The organism is Nocardia vaccinii NBRC 15922 (assembly GCF_001613305.1).
GTDB lineage: Bacteria > Actinomycetota > Actinomycetes > Mycobacteriales > Mycobacteriaceae > Nocardia > Nocardia vaccinii.
In genome coordinates, this window is the sequence record NZ_BDCC01000093.1 from 1 (window position 1) to 15,306 (window position 15,306).

Annotated in this window: 19 protein-coding genes; 4 read left to right on the forward strand and 15 right to left on the reverse strand. The window is 68.8% G+C overall.

The genetic code is table 11. The features are described 5' to 3' along the window. Positions 1–104 precede the first annotated feature (104 nt). The 14 genes from NV1_RS40290 to NV1_RS40355 form a co-directional block, all read right to left on the reverse strand. Positions 105–770: a hypothetical protein gene (locus NV1_RS40290; protein ID WP_067904515.1), complete on the reverse strand. Its 666-nt coding sequence runs from the start codon at positions 768–770 to the stop codon at positions 105–107. Beyond that, the gene (locus tag NV1_RS40295) at positions 770–1,150 is read right to left on the reverse strand and encodes a hypothetical protein (RefSeq protein WP_067904528.1); all 381 of its coding nucleotides are present in this window, start codon (positions 1,148–1,150) and stop codon (positions 770–772) included. The genes NV1_RS40290 and NV1_RS40295 overlap by 1 nt, the downstream gene beginning before the upstream one ends. 20 nt (positions 1,151–1,170) lie before the next feature. Next, positions 1,171–2,043 (reverse strand): hypothetical protein, encoded by an 873-nt coding sequence (locus NV1_RS40300; RefSeq protein ID WP_157117727.1) that lies wholly within the window; start codon positions 2,041–2,043, stop codon positions 1,171–1,173. Between the two features lie 67 nt (positions 2,044–2,110). Continuing rightward, positions 2,111–3,346, reverse strand: a complete 1,236-nt coding sequence (locus NV1_RS40305; protein WP_067904533.1) for a hypothetical protein — start codon at positions 3,344–3,346, stop codon at positions 2,111–2,113. Positions 3,347–3,751: 405 nt separating this feature from the next. Continuing rightward, the gene (locus tag NV1_RS40310) at positions 3,752–4,438 is read right to left on the reverse strand and encodes a 3'-5' exonuclease (RefSeq protein WP_067904536.1); all 687 of its coding nucleotides are present in this window, start codon (positions 4,436–4,438) and stop codon (positions 3,752–3,754) included. Next, positions 4,435–4,965, reverse strand: coding sequence for a hypothetical protein (locus NV1_RS40315; RefSeq protein ID WP_067904539.1), 531 nt, complete (start codon positions 4,963–4,965; stop codon positions 4,435–4,437). The genes NV1_RS40310 and NV1_RS40315 overlap by 4 nt, the downstream gene beginning before the upstream one ends. 76 nt (positions 4,966–5,041) lie before the next feature. Next, on the reverse strand, positions 5,042–6,505 hold the full coding sequence (locus NV1_RS40320; protein WP_245714180.1) for a DNA cytosine methyltransferase: 1,464 nt from the start codon (positions 6,503–6,505) through the stop codon (positions 5,042–5,044). Positions 6,506–6,646: 141 nt separating this feature from the next. Beyond that, on the reverse strand, positions 6,647–6,913 hold the full coding sequence (locus tag NV1_RS40325; RefSeq protein WP_067904542.1) for a hypothetical protein: 267 nt from the start codon (positions 6,911–6,913) through the stop codon (positions 6,647–6,649). After that, positions 6,910–7,230 (reverse strand): hypothetical protein, encoded by a 321-nt coding sequence (locus NV1_RS40330; RefSeq protein ID WP_067904544.1) that lies wholly within the window; start codon positions 7,228–7,230, stop codon positions 6,910–6,912. Before NV1_RS40330 ends, NV1_RS40325 begins: the two co-directional genes overlap by 4 nt. After that, complete coding sequence (locus tag NV1_RS40335; RefSeq protein WP_067904546.1) at positions 7,227–7,571, reverse strand: hypothetical protein; 345 nt, start codon at positions 7,569–7,571, stop codon at positions 7,227–7,229. Before NV1_RS40335 ends, NV1_RS40330 begins: the two co-directional genes overlap by 4 nt. A 1-nt stretch (position 7,572) precedes the next feature. Further along, a complete protein-coding gene (locus NV1_RS40340; protein WP_084526643.1) occupies positions 7,573–7,887 on the reverse strand; it encodes a WhiB family transcriptional regulator in 315 nt (104 codons plus the stop codon). A gap of 74 nt (positions 7,888–7,961) precedes the next feature. Further along, positions 7,962–8,324 carry a hypothetical protein gene (locus tag NV1_RS40345; RefSeq protein ID WP_157117728.1) on the reverse strand — a complete coding sequence of 121 codons (363 nt, stop codon included), beginning with the start codon at positions 8,322–8,324 and terminating at the stop codon, positions 7,962–7,964. A 29-nt stretch (positions 8,325–8,353) separates the two neighbouring features. After that, positions 8,354–8,692, reverse strand: coding sequence for a hypothetical protein (locus NV1_RS40350; protein WP_067904558.1), 339 nt, complete (start codon positions 8,690–8,692; stop codon positions 8,354–8,356). Beyond that, a complete protein-coding gene (locus NV1_RS40355) occupies positions 8,689–9,324 on the reverse strand; it encodes a hypothetical protein (RefSeq protein WP_157117729.1) in 636 nt (211 codons plus the stop codon). The genes NV1_RS40350 and NV1_RS40355 overlap by 4 nt, the downstream gene beginning before the upstream one ends. A gap of 165 nt (positions 9,325–9,489) precedes the next feature. Between NV1_RS40355 and NV1_RS40360 the strand changes: the two genes are divergently transcribed. From NV1_RS40360 to NV1_RS40375, 4 genes are all read left to right on the forward strand, one after another. Beyond that, entirely contained in the window at positions 9,490–9,726 is a 237-nt protein-coding gene (locus NV1_RS40360) for a hypothetical protein (protein WP_157117730.1), read from the forward strand. Positions 9,727–9,835: 109 nt separating this feature from the next. Next, complete coding sequence (locus NV1_RS40365; protein ID WP_067904565.1) at positions 9,836–10,117, forward strand: hypothetical protein; 282 nt, start codon at positions 9,836–9,838, stop codon at positions 10,115–10,117. Further along, positions 10,114–10,896 (forward strand): hypothetical protein, encoded by a 783-nt coding sequence (locus NV1_RS40370; protein ID WP_067904568.1) that lies wholly within the window; start codon positions 10,114–10,116, stop codon positions 10,894–10,896. Before NV1_RS40365 ends, NV1_RS40370 begins: the two co-directional genes overlap by 4 nt. Continuing rightward, the gene (locus NV1_RS40375; RefSeq protein ID WP_084526645.1) at positions 10,845–13,055 is read left to right on the forward strand and encodes an FtsK/SpoIIIE domain-containing protein; all 2,211 of its coding nucleotides are present in this window, start codon (positions 10,845–10,847) and stop codon (positions 13,053–13,055) included. The genes NV1_RS40370 and NV1_RS40375 overlap by 52 nt, the downstream gene beginning before the upstream one ends. 237 nt (positions 13,056–13,292) lie before the next feature. Here NV1_RS40375 and NV1_RS44310 read toward each other — a convergent pair whose 3' ends face one another. Continuing rightward, positions 13,293–15,119, reverse strand: coding sequence for a hypothetical protein (locus NV1_RS44310; RefSeq protein ID WP_157117731.1), 1,827 nt, complete (start codon positions 15,117–15,119; stop codon positions 13,293–13,295). Between the last annotated feature and the right edge of the window lie 187 nt (positions 15,120–15,306).

The window sequence follows — 15,306 nt, forward strand, 5'->3', positions numbered from 1 at the left end:
AGCCGCGGGCGGTCAGGACGTCGTGCATGTTGCGTAGCTGCGCTTCGGCGATGTCGTCGGGGTCGGCGGCAAGGCAACGGGAATGGTCGTGGGTCAGGGCGGAATCAGGCAAGGGGCACCTCTGGATCGCAGATCTTGCACAGTCGGTACTTCAGGCCACCGTGCGGTCCTGTGCGCTCGGCCCGCCAGCGGTCGTACTCGTCGGCGGTCAACGGCGCGTGCGGCAACTCACCCAGGGCTCCCTCGTGGGTGTACTGCTTGACCTCGAAGGGGATCACGTCGTCGTTGTCGTACCACCGCGAGTCGTGGGTGCGGACGACCTCGCGGCAGGTCACCCGATGCACGGCGCTGCTGGTGACCGCGACCGGGTACAGCTGCGGGTCCAGGGGCCGCGCGAGGCGGCGGGCAGCCTCGGCCCAGTGAGCACGGATCGTGTCGTAGTTGGCCAGACAGCGCGGGCAGTCGCCGAAGCATCGCAACGTTTCGGAGGTGAGGGTCCGGCCGCCCTCGGTCTCGGCGGACTCCAGCTCTGTTCGCTCCATGCCTGCCGCCACTCGCGCCAGCGCCGCCCGCACGTCGCCGAGGTCCCGCTCTCCGGCTGCCACCAGGTCCAGCAACTCGACCACCGCGGGCAGCTCCACGAACACGCCCCACCCGTCGATGTGGCGTCGTTCGGGGCCGAACTCGTTGAGTGCGCACATGAACCGGACCTTGTCCGGCAGCGTGAACCCCTGCCCGACCTTCAACGCAACGTTCGCGAACCAGACCATCACTGCTCCGTACAGGGCGTCGTCGCACGAGTGGCGTAGAACTCACGCAGATCCCTTGGACCTGCGTAGTTCTCTGGTGGCGTCTGATGGATGGTGAAGGCGTTGCGGTTTCGCTGCCCATCCCGAATCGTGCGGACGTTCACCGCGTCGACCGAGGCCAGCTCATCCAGCAACGGCCGGATCTTGCCACTGTCGCTGTAGCCGAGCACCTCGGCCAGCAGGGCCGAGGTGGGTTTCGGCACATCGGACCCAGCGCTCATGTGAGCCGCCAGCACCCAGTAGAGCGCCTTCGCGTCGTTGCTGATCGGTGCCAGCATCACCCAATCTCCCAATGTCGTGGGTGGCAGGGGGAATTCGTCGTCGTACTCGTTGGTGCTCATTTGGTTGCGCCCCTTTCTTGTCAGAGGTTCGGCCCGGGAAATTCGGGCATGGTCTCGGAGTCCGATTCGGCCACGTTGGTCCAGTGGTAGCGCTCGGCGATCTGCCGCCGCAGCGCCACAGCGTCCTTGCGGTCGCGGGCGGGCCACGCCTTCCACGCGGCCCATTCGAGGCCGGCGTGGTGTAGCCGCTTGACGCAGGGCCGGAACCGGTAGGTGTAGCTGATGTGGATCGGGGCACCGGTGCTGCTGAACAGCGCGTAGGCCACGTGCATGCCGTTGGCTGGGATCCGGCCCCGGTCCAGGCCCTCCCACCCGGATTCGCCACTCCAGGTGCCGTCCTCGTTGCTGGGAGTGGCCGCCGCGAGCCGACGCATCGTGTTGAGGTCGTGGGGGATGTGCCGCAACCAGCGCTGCGAATATCCGGGCCGCCCCCCGGCCCGGATACGTTCGTAGGCCTCGATCAACCCCCGCCACTCCAGGTGCCCGGCCTGGTGCGCGGCAGCGGCCAGGCCGATGTAGTCGTCCTCGGCGGCCAGCTGCTCCGCACCCAGGCGTTGCACCTTCGCGGCAGCGGCATCGAGCATGGCGCTGGTGTCAGCGGGCCGCTCGCCTCCTCCAGCGCCGGGGGAAGACGGCGGCGGCGTGTCGGTCAGCGCCCCATCGTCGCTGATGTAGCCGTGGTAGTGCAGCTCGTCCAGGGCGGCGGTCACCTCGCGGGCGTCGCCGATGCCGATGCGTACGAGTTCGCCAACCGCGTCCTGCAGCTCGGCGTCCGAAGCGGTTGCCAGCCAGGCGAACACCCCCTTGGCCTGCCACGACAGGCGGGGGTTGCGGAACGGCCCGGGAAGGACGGCAACGGGGCGGCTCGGGTCTTCGAGAGAGCGCAACGGCATAGCTGACTCCTGCGTTGATGGTGAGGATGGGCGCATTGGTGCCCATTCCCGCCGCTGGGCCACGAAATCATCCAGCGGGGGAAATGGCGGCGGCTTTCTCGGCATCGAACTGGGCTTTGAGTGTTCGCAGCGACGGACGGCCGCCGGGCGCTTGGACGGACGGGGCCGCACACGACCGAGAAACGGCCCCAGATTCGATCACAGACAGTTCGAGAGGGCGGGGGGTTACATGGGTGTCATTTACCGATTCTGTCGCACCTGCGGGCACGCTGGGGGGCAAAGCGGGGTCGTCGATGATCGCGGCGGGTTCTGCGGTACGGCCGGCTAGGTGGCGTGGGGGCAGGGTGGGGCAGGGCAGGGTAGTGGGGTCCGAGTCGGTCAGCGAGGCATCCAGAGCCGCGTCCTGGGCCCAGTAGTCCCACTCCGAAACGCTCGACTCCTCGTTCGGCGCTGTCGCGAAGTCGCCCACGCCAGGTTCCGCGCACGCGGTCAGTTGGTCACCTGTAAACCCCAGTTCCGAGGTGACCAACTCGCGATCGTGACCAGCGGTTACGACCGCCGGGGGTGCGGGGGGGAGGCGGTACGCCCCCCCGCTCTGGTTCTTCGTCTGGTTACTACTTCTGGTTTGTGGGCTCAAATGAGCCCCATCGGTGGGGCCGAAATGAGCCCCATCGGTGGGGCTCATTTGAGCCCCATGAGCGCCCCCCGCGCAACTTTGATCCCGGGTGTTGTTCATGGGGCTCATTTCGGCCCCATCCCGGGATGCATCGGCGTCGAACAGGGCTTCCCGGACCTGGTCGGCCTGCTGTTCGGCGCGACGTGCGGTCCGCTGGGCGCGGGCCTGTACGTGGAAGTCGTCCACAGACTGGAAGCCCTCGTAGCCGTCGGGTGGGTCGTCGTGGATCAGGTACAGGTTGCGCATCCGGCCCTTCGACGGGTCCCGCTCCAGGATCTCGATGGCCCCGATGTCCACCAGTTCCTGCAAGTAGGGCCACAGCTTCTTGCCCTCGGTGTAGCCGAGCATCGTGGCCAGGGTGTTCAGCGACGGCCAGACCATGTTGTCGGCCCGCTGGCGGTTGCGGTGCGCGGCCATCACCCAGTACAAGCGCACGCTGGGGTGCCGGATGTCGGCGAGTGCGACCCAGTCGCCCAGCTGAGAGAACGGGTTACGGCGGCCCTGCCCGAACTCGATCGGGTCACCGCCGGCCGAGCGACCCTTACCCCGGCCCGCCCTCTGGGCCTTGCCGGAAGTCTTCTTGCTGGCGTCGTCGTGGCCGACATCGCGGCCCCTGCCCCGGCTCATCGGCCCACCGCCTGCTCGGCGCGACCGGACGTGTCCGAATTGATGCGAGTGGTCAGGCTGGCGACCCTGACCGGGAAAGACGCTGACATTGCGCCCCCTTCCGGGGAGTTCGCAAAGTCTGCGATCAGATGATTCAGGGTGCGTCGCGTCGACACCTGCCGACGGGCACCTGTATCTTCAAAACCGCAGAGCTTTGGTTCGGCCCCGCCCCTTTCTCGATCCACGTCGCCAAACGAGACGAGATTGAGGGCGGGTTTTCTTTTGTGCTGCGAGCCTTCAGCGCCCCCAGCCTTCCGCATCCCCGCCGTTACCAGGCGGATCGACACGCGGTCCGACGCAGCGAAACCCGCCCCCGAATGCGTTCTGGGGGCGGGTTTCTGGTCGATACGGGGGTGTTGCTGGTGATCAGGCATGCCGTTGGGTCACGACACCCAGGTCGGTGGTGTGGTCGCCCGCGGCCATCGCGGACAGCAGGCGCAGCACCGCGTGGCAGTCACCCGCCGCGCGGTGCGCGGTGCCCGGGTCGCCACCGAGGCGGGGCCGGCGCCACCCGGAACGGCCGGGTACCGCCCGCCACGCTGCGGCCCGCCGCATCGCGCATTCCGGCCGGGCGCCCCGGCAGGTCAGCCAGCGCTGGCCTACAGTCACCGCCTGGCCCTCATCGCGGGGGGACTGTATGGCGGCCAGTCGCGCGCCGAGCATCATCACATCGAACCGGGCGTTGTAGATCACTACCCGCCGCCCGCGTATCGCCGCCGCCAGCTCGGGTACCACCGCCTCGAAACGGGGCGCGCCGCACACGTCGGCATCGGTCAGCCCGTGCACCGCCGACGCGGCGGCCGGGATCGGCACGCCGGGATCGATCAGCGAATCGACCAGCGGCGCGCCCCGGCCGTCGAGCACCGCCAGCTCCACCAAGTGCGGCAACGGTGCACCCGCGTGGGGCAGGCCGGTGGTTTCGCAGTCCAGCACCGCCACCCGATCCGGATCCGCCAGCACCCCGCGCGCCCACCGCACCGCGCAGGCCTGCGCCAGCGACCGCGCCGCCGGAACACGCACCACACAGCCCCGGATCATGCCCGCCGCGCTCATGACAGGCCCTCCTTGGCCTGGGTGTAGAACCGCCAGCAGCTCCCGCACCGGTACTCGATCTCGATGGGCGCGGTGTGTTCGTCGGCGGCGTCCTCGTCTATGACCGCCTTGCCGGTCGGCGCGCCATCTCCGGTGCAGAACGGGCACACCGTCCCTGCATCCAGCCAGGCCAGCGCCTCGGCCTCGGCCGCGGCGTCGTCCTCGGTCTGGTAGCCGACCCAGGGGTCGTAGTCGGCCCCGTAGTGGGCCCACGGGTCGTTCTGGGCCTCGGCGCAGTCGTGGGCGGTGGCGTAGTCGCGGGCGATGCGCCGCATCCGCCGGCGCTCGTCACGGCAGTAGCGCCGCACGACGGGATCGTGAGCGAATTCGCCCGGGTCGTCACTGAACTCCCACGACTCGGCGGAGCGGTGACCGCATCTGGTGTGCACCAGGGCGATTCTCGGGGTGCAGGCCGCCACCGGGACGGCGATCCACCCACGCGGTGTGACTCGGCGTGTGAACAACGTGGCGATCGTGGTAGTGAGCATCAGGCGGTTGCCTCCAATTCGAGTTGTGCGAGCAAGTCGTCTGGTTCGGGTCGTGTGGCGAGTGGGCTGGTCACGGTCATGCGACCACCGCTTCGGGGGTGTGGAGCACAGCGCGCAGCCGTGACCCGATCCATGCCCCGACCGCGGGGCTGACCGCGTTGCCGAAACCGTCGCACTGGTCCCGGCTGCTGCCCCACACGACGAATTCGCCTTTGTGCCCGGGGAAGTCGGTGTCGAATCCGCAGCCACGTCCCACTTCGTGCGCGCCCAGCATCCTGAAAAAGCAGTCCTGCAAGGGCAGATCGGCCAGCGCCGCGATCCGTTCGGCGCTGAGCAGCCCGGGGATCTGGTCGGAGGTCACCGTTGGCATCGGTTCGGGCGCCAGGGCCGGGAGCGTGTTCTTGCGGAACGGGACGACCCCGGTCATCACGCCGAGGGTTTCGGATGCCACCGCGGTTGGCAGCGGCTCACTCAGGCCGCGCGGTGCGCCTTGGTAGTTGTCGATCGCGGCGAACAGCATGGCCTTTTCCTGGGTCGAGGTGACGGTGTCCATGGGCTGGCTCAGGTGCTTGCCGTCGCCGTTGTGCCGATGCGCGGCGAATACGTGCCCGGTCGCCAGCAGCGCGGTCTCCTGCTGGCTGGTCTGTGTCGCCAGCGGCTGCCACGGATGCCGCTCCGAGCCGTGCACGCCCTTGGCGGGCATGAGGATCGCCGGGAAGTCGGCGAACCGTGCCCGGCACCGCTCGGCCCGTGCCATCGTCGAGGCCGCCAGCGGCTTTTTCCGCTCCCCGATCCGAGTGCCCAGATGGGTGAGATCCAGCGCGTGCAGCGACGGGGTCATCGGGGGGACGACCTGCTTGCGGCACCGCGGGCACCGGTAGTCGTACTGGCGGCCGTAACTGACCGATCCGGTCGGCGGGACGCCTGTGCGCCACGACCACACCGCCTCGACCTGCTGATCGCAGCGCCCGCACCACGAGACGGGGCGATGCTCCAGGTCAGGATCGGGCAGCCGGCGATCCCACAGGGCGATGTAGAGCCGATTTCTCGATTGCGGCACCCCGAAGAACATCGAGTTCAGGTACAGGACCTGGTGCTTGTAGCCCAGATTCCCGAACTGCCGCAGCCACCACCGGTAGGTGCTCCCGTCCCCGACCTTCACCCGGCCTGCCAGCGCAGGCCCCCACGAGGTCAACTCGGTCGTGCACTCCACCAGGATCAGCCGCGGCCGATGCTGCTGGGCATAGTGCAGGACACAATTCGCCGTCGCACGATCACGCTCGGACCGGGTCACCCGCGCCTCGAAGTCCGGGTCGTCCAGCCCGAACAGCGTCAAACCCTGCTCGTACGCCTTGATCGTGTTCGCGATCGAGTGATTTACGCATGACACGCCCGCTACCAGCAGATCCGCGGCGGGCAGATCCCGCGCGGAGTGGTAGTCGGCCGACTCGGGGTCGACCAGGTCCGCGATCCAGTGCTCGGCCTGGGGGTGGTTCGCCTCGTGCACGCCCACTTTGTAGGCATTGTGGTTCGCGGCCATGATCGTGGTGAACCCCGCCCATCTCGATGCCCTTGGTCAGGCCACCGAAACCGGAGAACAGGTCCACCGCGACCAAATCGTCGTGACGCCACCGCCGCCGCCGTGTCGCCGGCCGATGCGTCGCGGTACGGGCTCCGCTGCTCATGCCTTCGCCCCCTTGCCGTCGTCCTTGCCGTCGGTGTCGGGGTCCTCGGGCGGGCACCACTCTTTGGCCGTGCGCCAGCCCGCGAGTTCGATCAGCTCGCTGTATTCCTGGTGGGTCAGTACCACGACCTCGGTGTCGGGCCGCAGGATCAGCTCGGCCTCGGCCGACCAGGCCCCGACCACGGTCACCCGATCGGTGGTGATGGACTCGATCCGCCCATCGATCCCGTCGTCCTCGCGGACATCCAGCGCGGAATAGCTCACCGCAGCCTCCCCCGCGCCTCACGCAACACCGCTTGCCCGTCGGTGGGCAGATCCGCGGCGTCGCGTTCCTTCCACGCCTGCCCGTGCCGCGAACACAACTTCAGGGCCAGCTCACGGTGCCCGGGGATGCTGCGCCGCATCCGGGGCGGCATCCGCAGCCCCGAGGCGCCGCGGGTTTCGTGCTGCAGCTGGGCGCATTCGTCGCACCACGCACCCGTCGGCGGAGTGGCGATCTTCGCCCACGACGGGCGCGCCGCGGCGCTGGCGCGGTACTCCGGATCGTCGTAGCGCGCCGACAGGGCCTGTGCCGCGCTCATGCTTCGAGTCCTTTCAGGGCGCGGAGGGCGTTGGCCCACGGGTCGTTCGCTGAGGAGTGCTCGCCGAAGTCGCGCATCATGGCCGCGCCGAGGGCGGCGGTCATCTCGTCCAGCAGCTCCTCCAAACGCTCGATCTCCGCGAGCGCCTGCATCTCGCCCCGCTCCAGCCCGGGGCACTGCGGGCACTCGAACGGCGTGGAGCCATCACGCGGGCACGGCTCGTTGTGGCCGCCGCCGTTGCCGTTCCGCACGTGCACCAGGCCGTGACGGCCGCCCTTGTAACCGCAGTCGGGGCAGTAGTTCGGAATAGCCAGATTGGCCAGCAGGTTGGTGTGCGGCATGTCAGGCCACCGCCTTCAGGTTCCGGAATCGCGCGGTGAACAGCGGCGCGGGCTGCCCGGTCGCGGCAACGTCGGCCAGCTGCTCGCGGGCGAGCTTGCGGTCCTGCCCCTGCGGGGGGAGTTTCACGCTGGCGAACACGCCGTCGGTGTCGACATCCATGGCGTGGGTGCGGGCTGCGCAGGCGGCCAGCATCGGGCACGCCGCACAGATCCGTTGCGCGTCCACGATGTCGGCGCGGTGGCTGGAGAAGAACAGCGCAGGCTCGGCAGCGCACGGCACCACAGGCCGACCCGCCGGATTGGTTGAAGTAGTCATCAGGTCCTCGATTCAGGGATGATCGGGGGCGGAACCAGCCAGCCATCTACTGGCTGGTTCCGCCATTTCCAGGGTCAGAACGGCTTGTACTCGTTGCTGTGGCGCGGCAGGTTCGCCCCGCCGCCGCCCTGCTCATGCCGCGCATGCACCACGTAATGCGTGCCCCCGGCCCGCCCGCACTCGGGACACCGCGCCGCCTCGGCGCATTTGAGTTCCAGCGGCGGCGGCGGATCGAACGTCAACGCGACCGGCGCGAACGGGTTCGCCCGCACGGTCGGCGCGTCGATCAGCCGGGCCAGCGTCTTACGCGCGGTACGCGCGATCCGACACGACTTCGAATGCTTCCCATGCGTTTTCAGCACGTTGTTCGCCTCCGCGACCGTCAGACGGCCGGGATACGAGCACTGCCACGGAATGACCAGCCACTCGTCGGTCAAGACGTGATATCCGAGCGTCGCCATGGTGATCACCGCCCCGCCTGCGACTCGATGCGCACGCCGTTCTCCATCACCGGGGAGGGATGGGTGAACGTGCCGGTCTCCGCGCACAGCGAGAACGGCTCGGGTGTGGTCCCGACGAACGTGAACGCGCTGGACAGCAATCGGCGCACGGTCATGACGGTGCGGCGGTTGGTGTTGGTCAACCAGGGATCGTCCGTCGATTCCTGACGATTGATCACCGCCAGCTCGACCCGATCGCCCTCGATCGGCCCGCAGACCACCAGAGTGCGGATATTGCTCTCGCGAGCATCGCGGAAGGTGTGCCCACGCTCGATGACCTGGCCGTCGTACTCGATCCGGATCATCGGGCCACCCCCGCCAGGTGAACCAGCGCCCGCCCGCCGATCCGCTCATCTCCCCACGGGGCCGTGTCCGGCAGATCCAGCCACGTCCACACGCTCGGCCGGCGGTTGAGCACCACCAGACCCGCCCGCGCCAGCACCGCCCGCGCCCGCCCCCGCGCCTTGCAGGTGATCTGCCCAGCGCACTCCTTGTGCTGCCGCATGACCCGCCGGGCCTGCTCGACATCCAGCACAGCCTCACAGCCACACGGCCACTCCGACAGCTCCTCGGTGTCCAGATCCAGCGGCCGGTACCCGTAGCCGAACTCAGGCGCGCACACCTCGGGCAGCTTCCAAATGCCGTCGGTGTCCAACTCCAGCTCGACAACCCGCAGCCGCGCCAACTCCTCGGCCGTGATGCCGTACCACTCATCGAGCAGCACCGCGACCAGCCCGCGAGCAATCTCCGCCGCATCCTGCTGGAACCACACAGTCGGCTGCTTACCTCCAACGTCCATCAGGTGCGCGTGCTGATCGCGATACAGCACCCCGTTCGGCAACAGAATCCCGAACGCCGTGCCATTGACCAGCACGAACGACGCAGGACCAGCCTCGCCGTAGTCCTCCAGCGTGGGGGTGAGAGTCGGTGCACTCATTCGCTTCATCTCCTTCATTCCTTCATTTGCCAGGAGCGTTGTGTTAACACCCTAGCGTGTGTCAAGATGAAATGTTAACACCCAAGGATCGGGTAGGGAAGATGAGAGTTGACAATGACCAACAGGCAACATCCGAACGTTTGCGGCCGTGGGACGATGTTGACCATGGCTCAAAATCGCAAGGATCAGAAGGTGGTCGGGTTCCGTCTGGACGACCACATCCGTCATGCGATGGAGGTCAAGTTCGCCCGCAACCAACTGTCGAAGAACTTCGTGCTGGAGACCTTCGTCAAGGCGTGGCTGGCCAAGCTGATCGATCCACGCGAGTTGGACGAACGGCTGAAGGCAATGCAGGAGTCCGGGCAGCTGGACGAGATGCTGAACGAGCTGACCAGGGACTAATCACCGCGCGAAGCAGAGGATTCCTCTCTGATCTGACCCCTCAGATCCGGCATTACTTCATTCCCGCATCTCTGCGCCCTGCGCTGGTCGTGATCGATGGCGGTGCGCGATGAGCAGGCATCAGCAGAACAACGGCCACAGCCTCGTGGCAATCACGTTCTCGGTGCTTGGCGGGTTGTTCTTCGACTTCGTCGCGTACAAGGCGTTCGGCTGGTGGGGCGTGGTCGGCTGGATGGGGTTCGTGGCCCTGGTCTCGCTGGTGGTGCGGTCGGAGATAGCCGCATCCCGCACCCGCCAGGCCCGCTACGACGAGGAATGGATCCGTTACCGCGCGACGTTTGGGGCTGCCCCGCAGCGTCGCCCGCGCCGCCCCCGGGGCGGTGCGCGATGAGTGACCGTCAACCGCCGAGTGAGTGGACCAAAGCCGCCGTGGCAGGCGTGTTCTGGCTGGCCGTGTTCACGGTCCCGATTTTCGTGATGAAGGGTTTCTTCACCGGGGCGATTCGGCCGGCGGACATCGCCGCGCAGGTCCCGCACTACCGCGACGTGTTGTTGTCGGCCCTGGTGCCGACGCTGGCGGCCCTCGCGGCCGGGGCCGCACTGATCGGCGTCGGGCTGCTCGCGGCCCGTCACGGGCGTACCTGGGTGGCCGTGTGGTGGCGCTACCGCCGCCGCTGGGCTCACGCATTGGCCGCGCACGATCTGACGACCGTGAAGGCCGGCCGCCGTCAGGTGCCGGACCTGCTGACCGTGACCGCCCTCGATGGTGCGGACGTGGCCCGGGTGCGGATGCTCGAAGGCCAGTCCCCGCAGCACTGGGCCGGGAACGCGGCCGGTTTGGCCAGCGCGTTCGGCGCGACCGACGGCCGGGTTCACGCTGTGCACGCGCACCGCGAACTCGATCTGATGTTCACCCGCGACCGTCGGGCCGGGCAGCAACCCGCCCTCGCTGCTGGTGGCGCGCAGATGCTCGCCCTGCCCACCGCGCAGCGGGCACAACGGCCGGTCGCGATCCGGATTCGCGCATACGGCCTGCAAATCTGCTGGGCCAGGGTTCAGATACTCGGACCTGATGGACAGACCCGCCGGTATTGGGGTGCTCGGGGGAGGTGGAGCAGATGGGCAACAAAGCAGCAGTGGGTGCCGCCACAGGTCAGCGCGGCGGCATGATCGCGCTCGCGCTCGTATTCGGTGTGCCGATCCTGGCCGTCGTGTGCATGTGGATGTTCTTCAGCGCCCAGAACATGGGCCTGCCGGGCTGGCTCGGCCCGGTCGGAGTGGTCGCGTTCATCGCAGCCGGGATCGGCACGTGGGTGTGGGCCCGGGTGGCCGCCGCCCACGCCCGCCAGCGTGAAATCCAGGAGATCGCCGCCCGCAAGACCCAGATCGCCCTGGAATTCCCGGACCGCCTGCACCACGCCCTGTGGAAAATGGGCGAACCCGTCGGCTCCGACTGGGAAGCCGCCCAAATGTGGGCACGCCTGGGCCTGGGTCATCTGCCCAACGACAACACCAAAGACCCCGGCAACTGGCCGCGCCTGCTGCCCTGGCCCGACCGCCCCGGCAACCCCGACTGGTGGGGCGTGGAGAACACCGAGGTGGGCGTGCTGGCCCGGTTCACCATGGTCGACGGCAAAGCCGCCCGCGACTTCGAAGCCAAGGCCGCGAACCTCACGACCGAATTCGATGTGCCCGAGGTCAGAGTCCACGAAACCGATGGCGAACAGGTCGTCCTGGAACTGCGGACCATCCGCCGCGCCGAGGAGCGCCGCATGCCGCAATGGGCCGGGTTCCTGAGCGAGTTCCCCGCCCCGCTGCACGAGGCGATCTACCGCCTCGCCGATCCGTGGCAGGCCGCCCAACTGTGGTCCTCACTCGGCCTGGGCCGGATCCCGGACCCGGCCAAGGGCGACCCCGGCGCCTGGCCCACCCTGGCGCCCATGCCGAACCCACCCGACGGCAAGGACCCCGACCCAGGCGTGTGGAACACCGCCATCGGCGTACGGGTACGCCTGAAGATGCCCACACTGGACGGACACTCCCCCCAGCGCTACATCGAGCGCCGCGCGGCCCTGACCACCGCCCTGGACATCCCCGCGGTGCACGTGGTCTCCGACGACGGCCGCCAGATCGTGCTCGACCTGCAAATCACCGATCCACTCACCGCCGTGCACGTCTCGCCTCTGGTAGACGACGCGACCGCCGAGCGGATCAAGCAGGCCGCCGCAGCCGCGACCACACCAGCCGAGGAAACCGAGCTGCTCACCGCGGCATGCCGCGAGGCACAGCTCATGGTGCCCGTAGACGGCCTGTCCTGCACCGACGACATCAATCTGATGGTCAGCCAGCACGGCGGCTATGTGACGGTCAACCTCGCCTCCGGCGCGCACGGCGCGGTCCAGGGCGCCAGCCGCTCGGGTAAGTCGATCTTCCTGAACCTGCTGCTGGCGCACGCCTCACTCATGCGCGACGTGCGCGTGATCATCATCGATCCGAACAGCGCCCTCGTCGCGCCGTGGTGGCGCACCGCCTACCTGGTGTGCAACTCCACCGACCCGGCCGAGGCCACCAAGGTCCTCAAACAGGTCAACGACGAGATGAAGGCCCGCGAACACGTGTTCTGGGAAGCCCGCACCGACAAGATCACCCGGTTCAGCCCCGAATTCCCGCTGTACCTGGTGGTCATCGACGAGATCCCGGAGTACTCGGCCAACAAGGATTTCCAGGCCGAGGCCAAGCGGTTCGGCGCGCAGTCGGCCAAGTTCGGCGGCCGGTTCTGCCCCGCCGGCCAGAAGCTCGACGAGAACTCGCTGAGCACCGCGACCCGCGCGAACCTTTTCGACAGGTTCTGCTTCCGCGTGGAGAGCCGCCACGACATGACGCACCTGTTCGAGAACACCCCCGAACTCATGGCCAAGGGCCTCACCGCGGTCGACGAGTCCATGCCCCAGGGCACCGCGATCGTGCGCACCCGCAGCCACCCAGTGACCTCCCGCGCCCGCTCGCTGTACCTGCCCACCGAAGCATGCTGGGTCATCTCCGACGCCATCGTGGCCGCCCGTGGGGAGGTCCGGCCGCTGCCCAGCAGTAAGCCGCCCATGGACACCGAGGGCGGGAACGTCGTGGAGATCGACTCACGCCGCGGCACCCCCGAGGACGACGTGGTGATCTGTGCGCACCCCGAGTGCGACAACCCGGTCCCGATGAACGAGACCGGGCGCCCCGGCAAGTACTGCAAGCCTGCGCACCGCCAAGCGCATTGGAGGCTTCGGCAGGAGGAAAAGGCGCACGACGCCGACATCGACGACGGGGAAGAAACTGCCCTGTGACCAGGATGAACGAAATGTTCCGGGCCTTTCGTATCGCGCGGGCCCGCTGCGAGATGAAAACGGCTCATCGTGAGACGGAACCCGATTCGCAGATGTGCCACCCGCCAACACCGATGCGCTGGCCGCTGGGCATGTTCTGGTCGCTGTGACCCGTCAGCGCGGCATCCTGGTCATTGAGGTAGGGCCCTTCCGGTACACCACCGGAAGGGCCCTACCTGTCTGTCCGCTCCCCGCTGTTTAGAAGGGTGTGGTGGGTTCGACCGAATCGTTGTCGAGGATGCGGATCATGCCTTGGGTGAGCATCCAGTCCAGGGTGGCCATCAGGGGCTTGGTGGCGTGGACACCGCCGGCCACGCGCCAGATCCGGTCTGCGCCGCGGGTGACGCCCCCGCCCTGGACGCGCCGCAACACGCTGGTTACCGCTTCCTGTTCCGGTTGGCGGCCGTTTTCGAGCGCCGCCAGTTCGGGCACGGGCGCCACGTCGGACAGCTCGGCTGCGGGCTCGGCCCCGGCGCCCTCGTCCTCGGGTTCGGCCGCGGGTGCCTCGGTGGCCTCGGCGCCCGGCGCCGCGGGTGCCTCGGTGGCGGGGCCCGCCCCGGCTGCCGCCGGTTCGTCGATGACCGGTTCGGCCGTGGTGGTGTCGCTCGTGCTGGCGGGTTCGTTCGCGGCGGGTGGGTGGCCGTGGCGGGCGGTGAACAGTTCGACCGCGGGCCCGGCCAGATGGACCGTCGCGGTGCCACCAGCGTCGGGTTCGGTCCAGCCGATCAGCTGGCGGCGGTGCAGGGATTCCAGGGTTTTGACCGATCCGTCGCCGACTTTGCGTCCGGCGATGTACCAGGTGCCGTGTGCGGGGTCGTGGGCCACCGCGTCGGCCTGGCCGCCGATGGTGTCGATCATTTTGCGTTGGGTTGGGGTGATGCGTTCCCCGGCCACGGTGCGGCGGGCGCTGAACCGGTCCAGGGCGGTCACCACGACCTGCTGGATCGCGCCGTCGCGTAGCGCGGTCAGCTGGGCGGCCAGTTCGTCGGCGCGGCCTTCGGCACGCAGGCGGGCCTGCTCGGCGTCGGCGGCGGCGGTGCGGGCGCCGTCCAGCTCGGCTACCGCGTCGGCCGCGACCTGCTCGGCGACCGCGGTGCGCTGCTCGAACGCCGCGCGTTCGCGGCCCAGCGCGTCGGCCAGGCCGTCGTACCGCGCCACCGCGCGGGTGACCCGGGCGGTGGCGTCGCCGAGCAGCCGCGCGGCGATGGCCAATTCGCCCCGCACAGCGTCCAGGGCCTCACTGCTCACCAGTACGCCGGAATCGGCGGCCGATGGCTCAGCGTGCCCGTCAGCCTGGTCTACGGGGCCGTCCGCGGCCGGACCCGACACCGCGGCGTCGGCGGGCTCGGTCTCGCCGGGTTCGCTGTCGGGGGCGGGGACCACCACCAGGGCGGGCCGGGCCACCGCGGCGTCGGCCGGGGCCACGACCGCGGCGGGCGCGTGGGCGCCCAGCAGGCGGGCCCGCGGCCGGTCCGCTTTCGCGCTGACGTGGGCCTGGCCGCCGTGCGGGGCGGTCTCGCAGTAGGTGGGCTGGGCGCCGTTGTCGCTGCGCTGCACTACATCCCGCCCGCACAACTCGGGCACCAGCACCACCTGATCGGCCGGCAGCGGCAGCGTGGGCCCGTAGACGGCCCACAATTCCCGGTTGGCCCAGTGGATCTCGCGGGCCGGCCGCAGCGGCGGCCACAGCCCGACCGTCCCGCAAGCCGGGCACGGCACCGAATCCAGCGCCCGCGCACCCGGATCCGGATCGTCGGTCAGCACGTCGATCCGGTGCGGGGTCCGGCACGCCAGGCACACCACCGGAAACTCGGCCGCCGCGATCGAGGCCAGGGTGTCCAGACCGCCGGCCACCCGCTCCCTCATCCCGACCGGCCACCGGCACCCGGCCACCACCTGCCCGACCGGCACCCGCCCCCGCTCCCGCGCCGCCCCAACCCAATCCGGCAACACCATCTCCGACATCCCCAACACCCCTTCCGAATTCGTGGCCCGAACCCCCGAACCGGGAGCCCCGTCAACCATTACCCCCATCATACAGGGGTGAGACGAATAACACCACCAAACATGGAGGGGGAAATAGTCAGATTGAAGGGGTTAATAGTGTTGCAGAGATGGGAGGAATGGCGTAGACTAGTGTCATGACAGAGAGAGCGAGGACCCCCAGAGGACCGAAAAGCCTGGTAGGACAGGCAAATTCACCCCCTGACGT

What these genes read in the sequence shown, in the direction of transcription:
- NV1_RS40330 (WP_067904544.1), bottom strand. Translation starts at nt 7,230, where the DNA reads ATGAGCGCGGCACAGGCCCTGTCGGCGCGCTACGACGATCCGGAGTAC.
- NV1_RS40290 (WP_067904515.1), bottom strand. Translation starts at nt 770, where the DNA reads ATGGTCTGGTTCGCGAACGTTGCGTTGAAGGTCGGGCAGGGGTTCACG.
- NV1_RS40295 (WP_067904528.1), bottom strand. Translation starts at nt 1,150, where the DNA reads ATGAGCACCAACGAGTACGACGACGAATTCCCCCTGCCACCCACGACA.
- NV1_RS40305 (WP_067904533.1), bottom strand. Translation starts at nt 3,346, where the DNA reads ATGAGCCGGGGCAGGGGCCGCGATGTCGGCCACGACGACGCCAGCAAG.
- NV1_RS40375 (WP_084526645.1), top strand. Translation starts at nt 10,845, where the DNA reads ATGGGCAACAAAGCAGCAGTGGGTGCCGCCACAGGTCAGCGCGGCGGC.
- NV1_RS40340 (WP_084526643.1), bottom strand. Translation starts at nt 7,887, where the DNA reads ATGACTACTTCAACCAATCCGGCGGGTCGGCCTGTGGTGCCGTGCGCT.
- NV1_RS40335 (WP_067904546.1), bottom strand. Translation starts at nt 7,571, where the DNA reads ATGCCGCACACCAACCTGCTGGCCAATCTGGCTATTCCGAACTACTGC.
- NV1_RS40360 (WP_157117730.1), top strand. Translation starts at nt 9,490, where the DNA reads ATGGCTCAAAATCGCAAGGATCAGAAGGTGGTCGGGTTCCGTCTGGAC.
- NV1_RS44310 (WP_157117731.1), bottom strand. Translation starts at nt 15,119, where the DNA reads ATGGTTGACGGGGCTCCCGGTTCGGGGGTTCGGGCCACGAATTCGGAA.
- NV1_RS40355 (WP_157117729.1), bottom strand. Translation starts at nt 9,324, where the DNA reads ATGAGTGCACCGACTCTCACCCCCACGCTGGAGGACTACGGCGAGGCT.
- NV1_RS40320 (WP_245714180.1), bottom strand. Translation starts at nt 6,505, where the DNA reads ATGGCCGCGAACCACAATGCCTACAAAGTGGGCGTGCACGAGGCGAAC.
- NV1_RS40365 (WP_067904565.1), top strand. Translation starts at nt 9,836, where the DNA reads ATGAGCAGGCATCAGCAGAACAACGGCCACAGCCTCGTGGCAATCACG.
- NV1_RS40310 (WP_067904536.1), bottom strand. Translation starts at nt 4,438, where the DNA reads ATGAGCGCGGCGGGCATGATCCGGGGCTGTGTGGTGCGTGTTCCGGCG.
- NV1_RS40350 (WP_067904558.1), bottom strand. Translation starts at nt 8,692, where the DNA reads ATGATCCGGATCGAGTACGACGGCCAGGTCATCGAGCGTGGGCACACC.
- NV1_RS40370 (WP_067904568.1), top strand. Translation starts at nt 10,114, where the DNA reads ATGAGTGACCGTCAACCGCCGAGTGAGTGGACCAAAGCCGCCGTGGCA.
- NV1_RS40315 (WP_067904539.1), bottom strand. Translation starts at nt 4,965, where the DNA reads ATGCTCACTACCACGATCGCCACGTTGTTCACACGCCGAGTCACACCG.
- NV1_RS40300 (WP_157117727.1), bottom strand. Translation starts at nt 2,043, where the DNA reads ATGCCGTTGCGCTCTCTCGAAGACCCGAGCCGCCCCGTTGCCGTCCTT.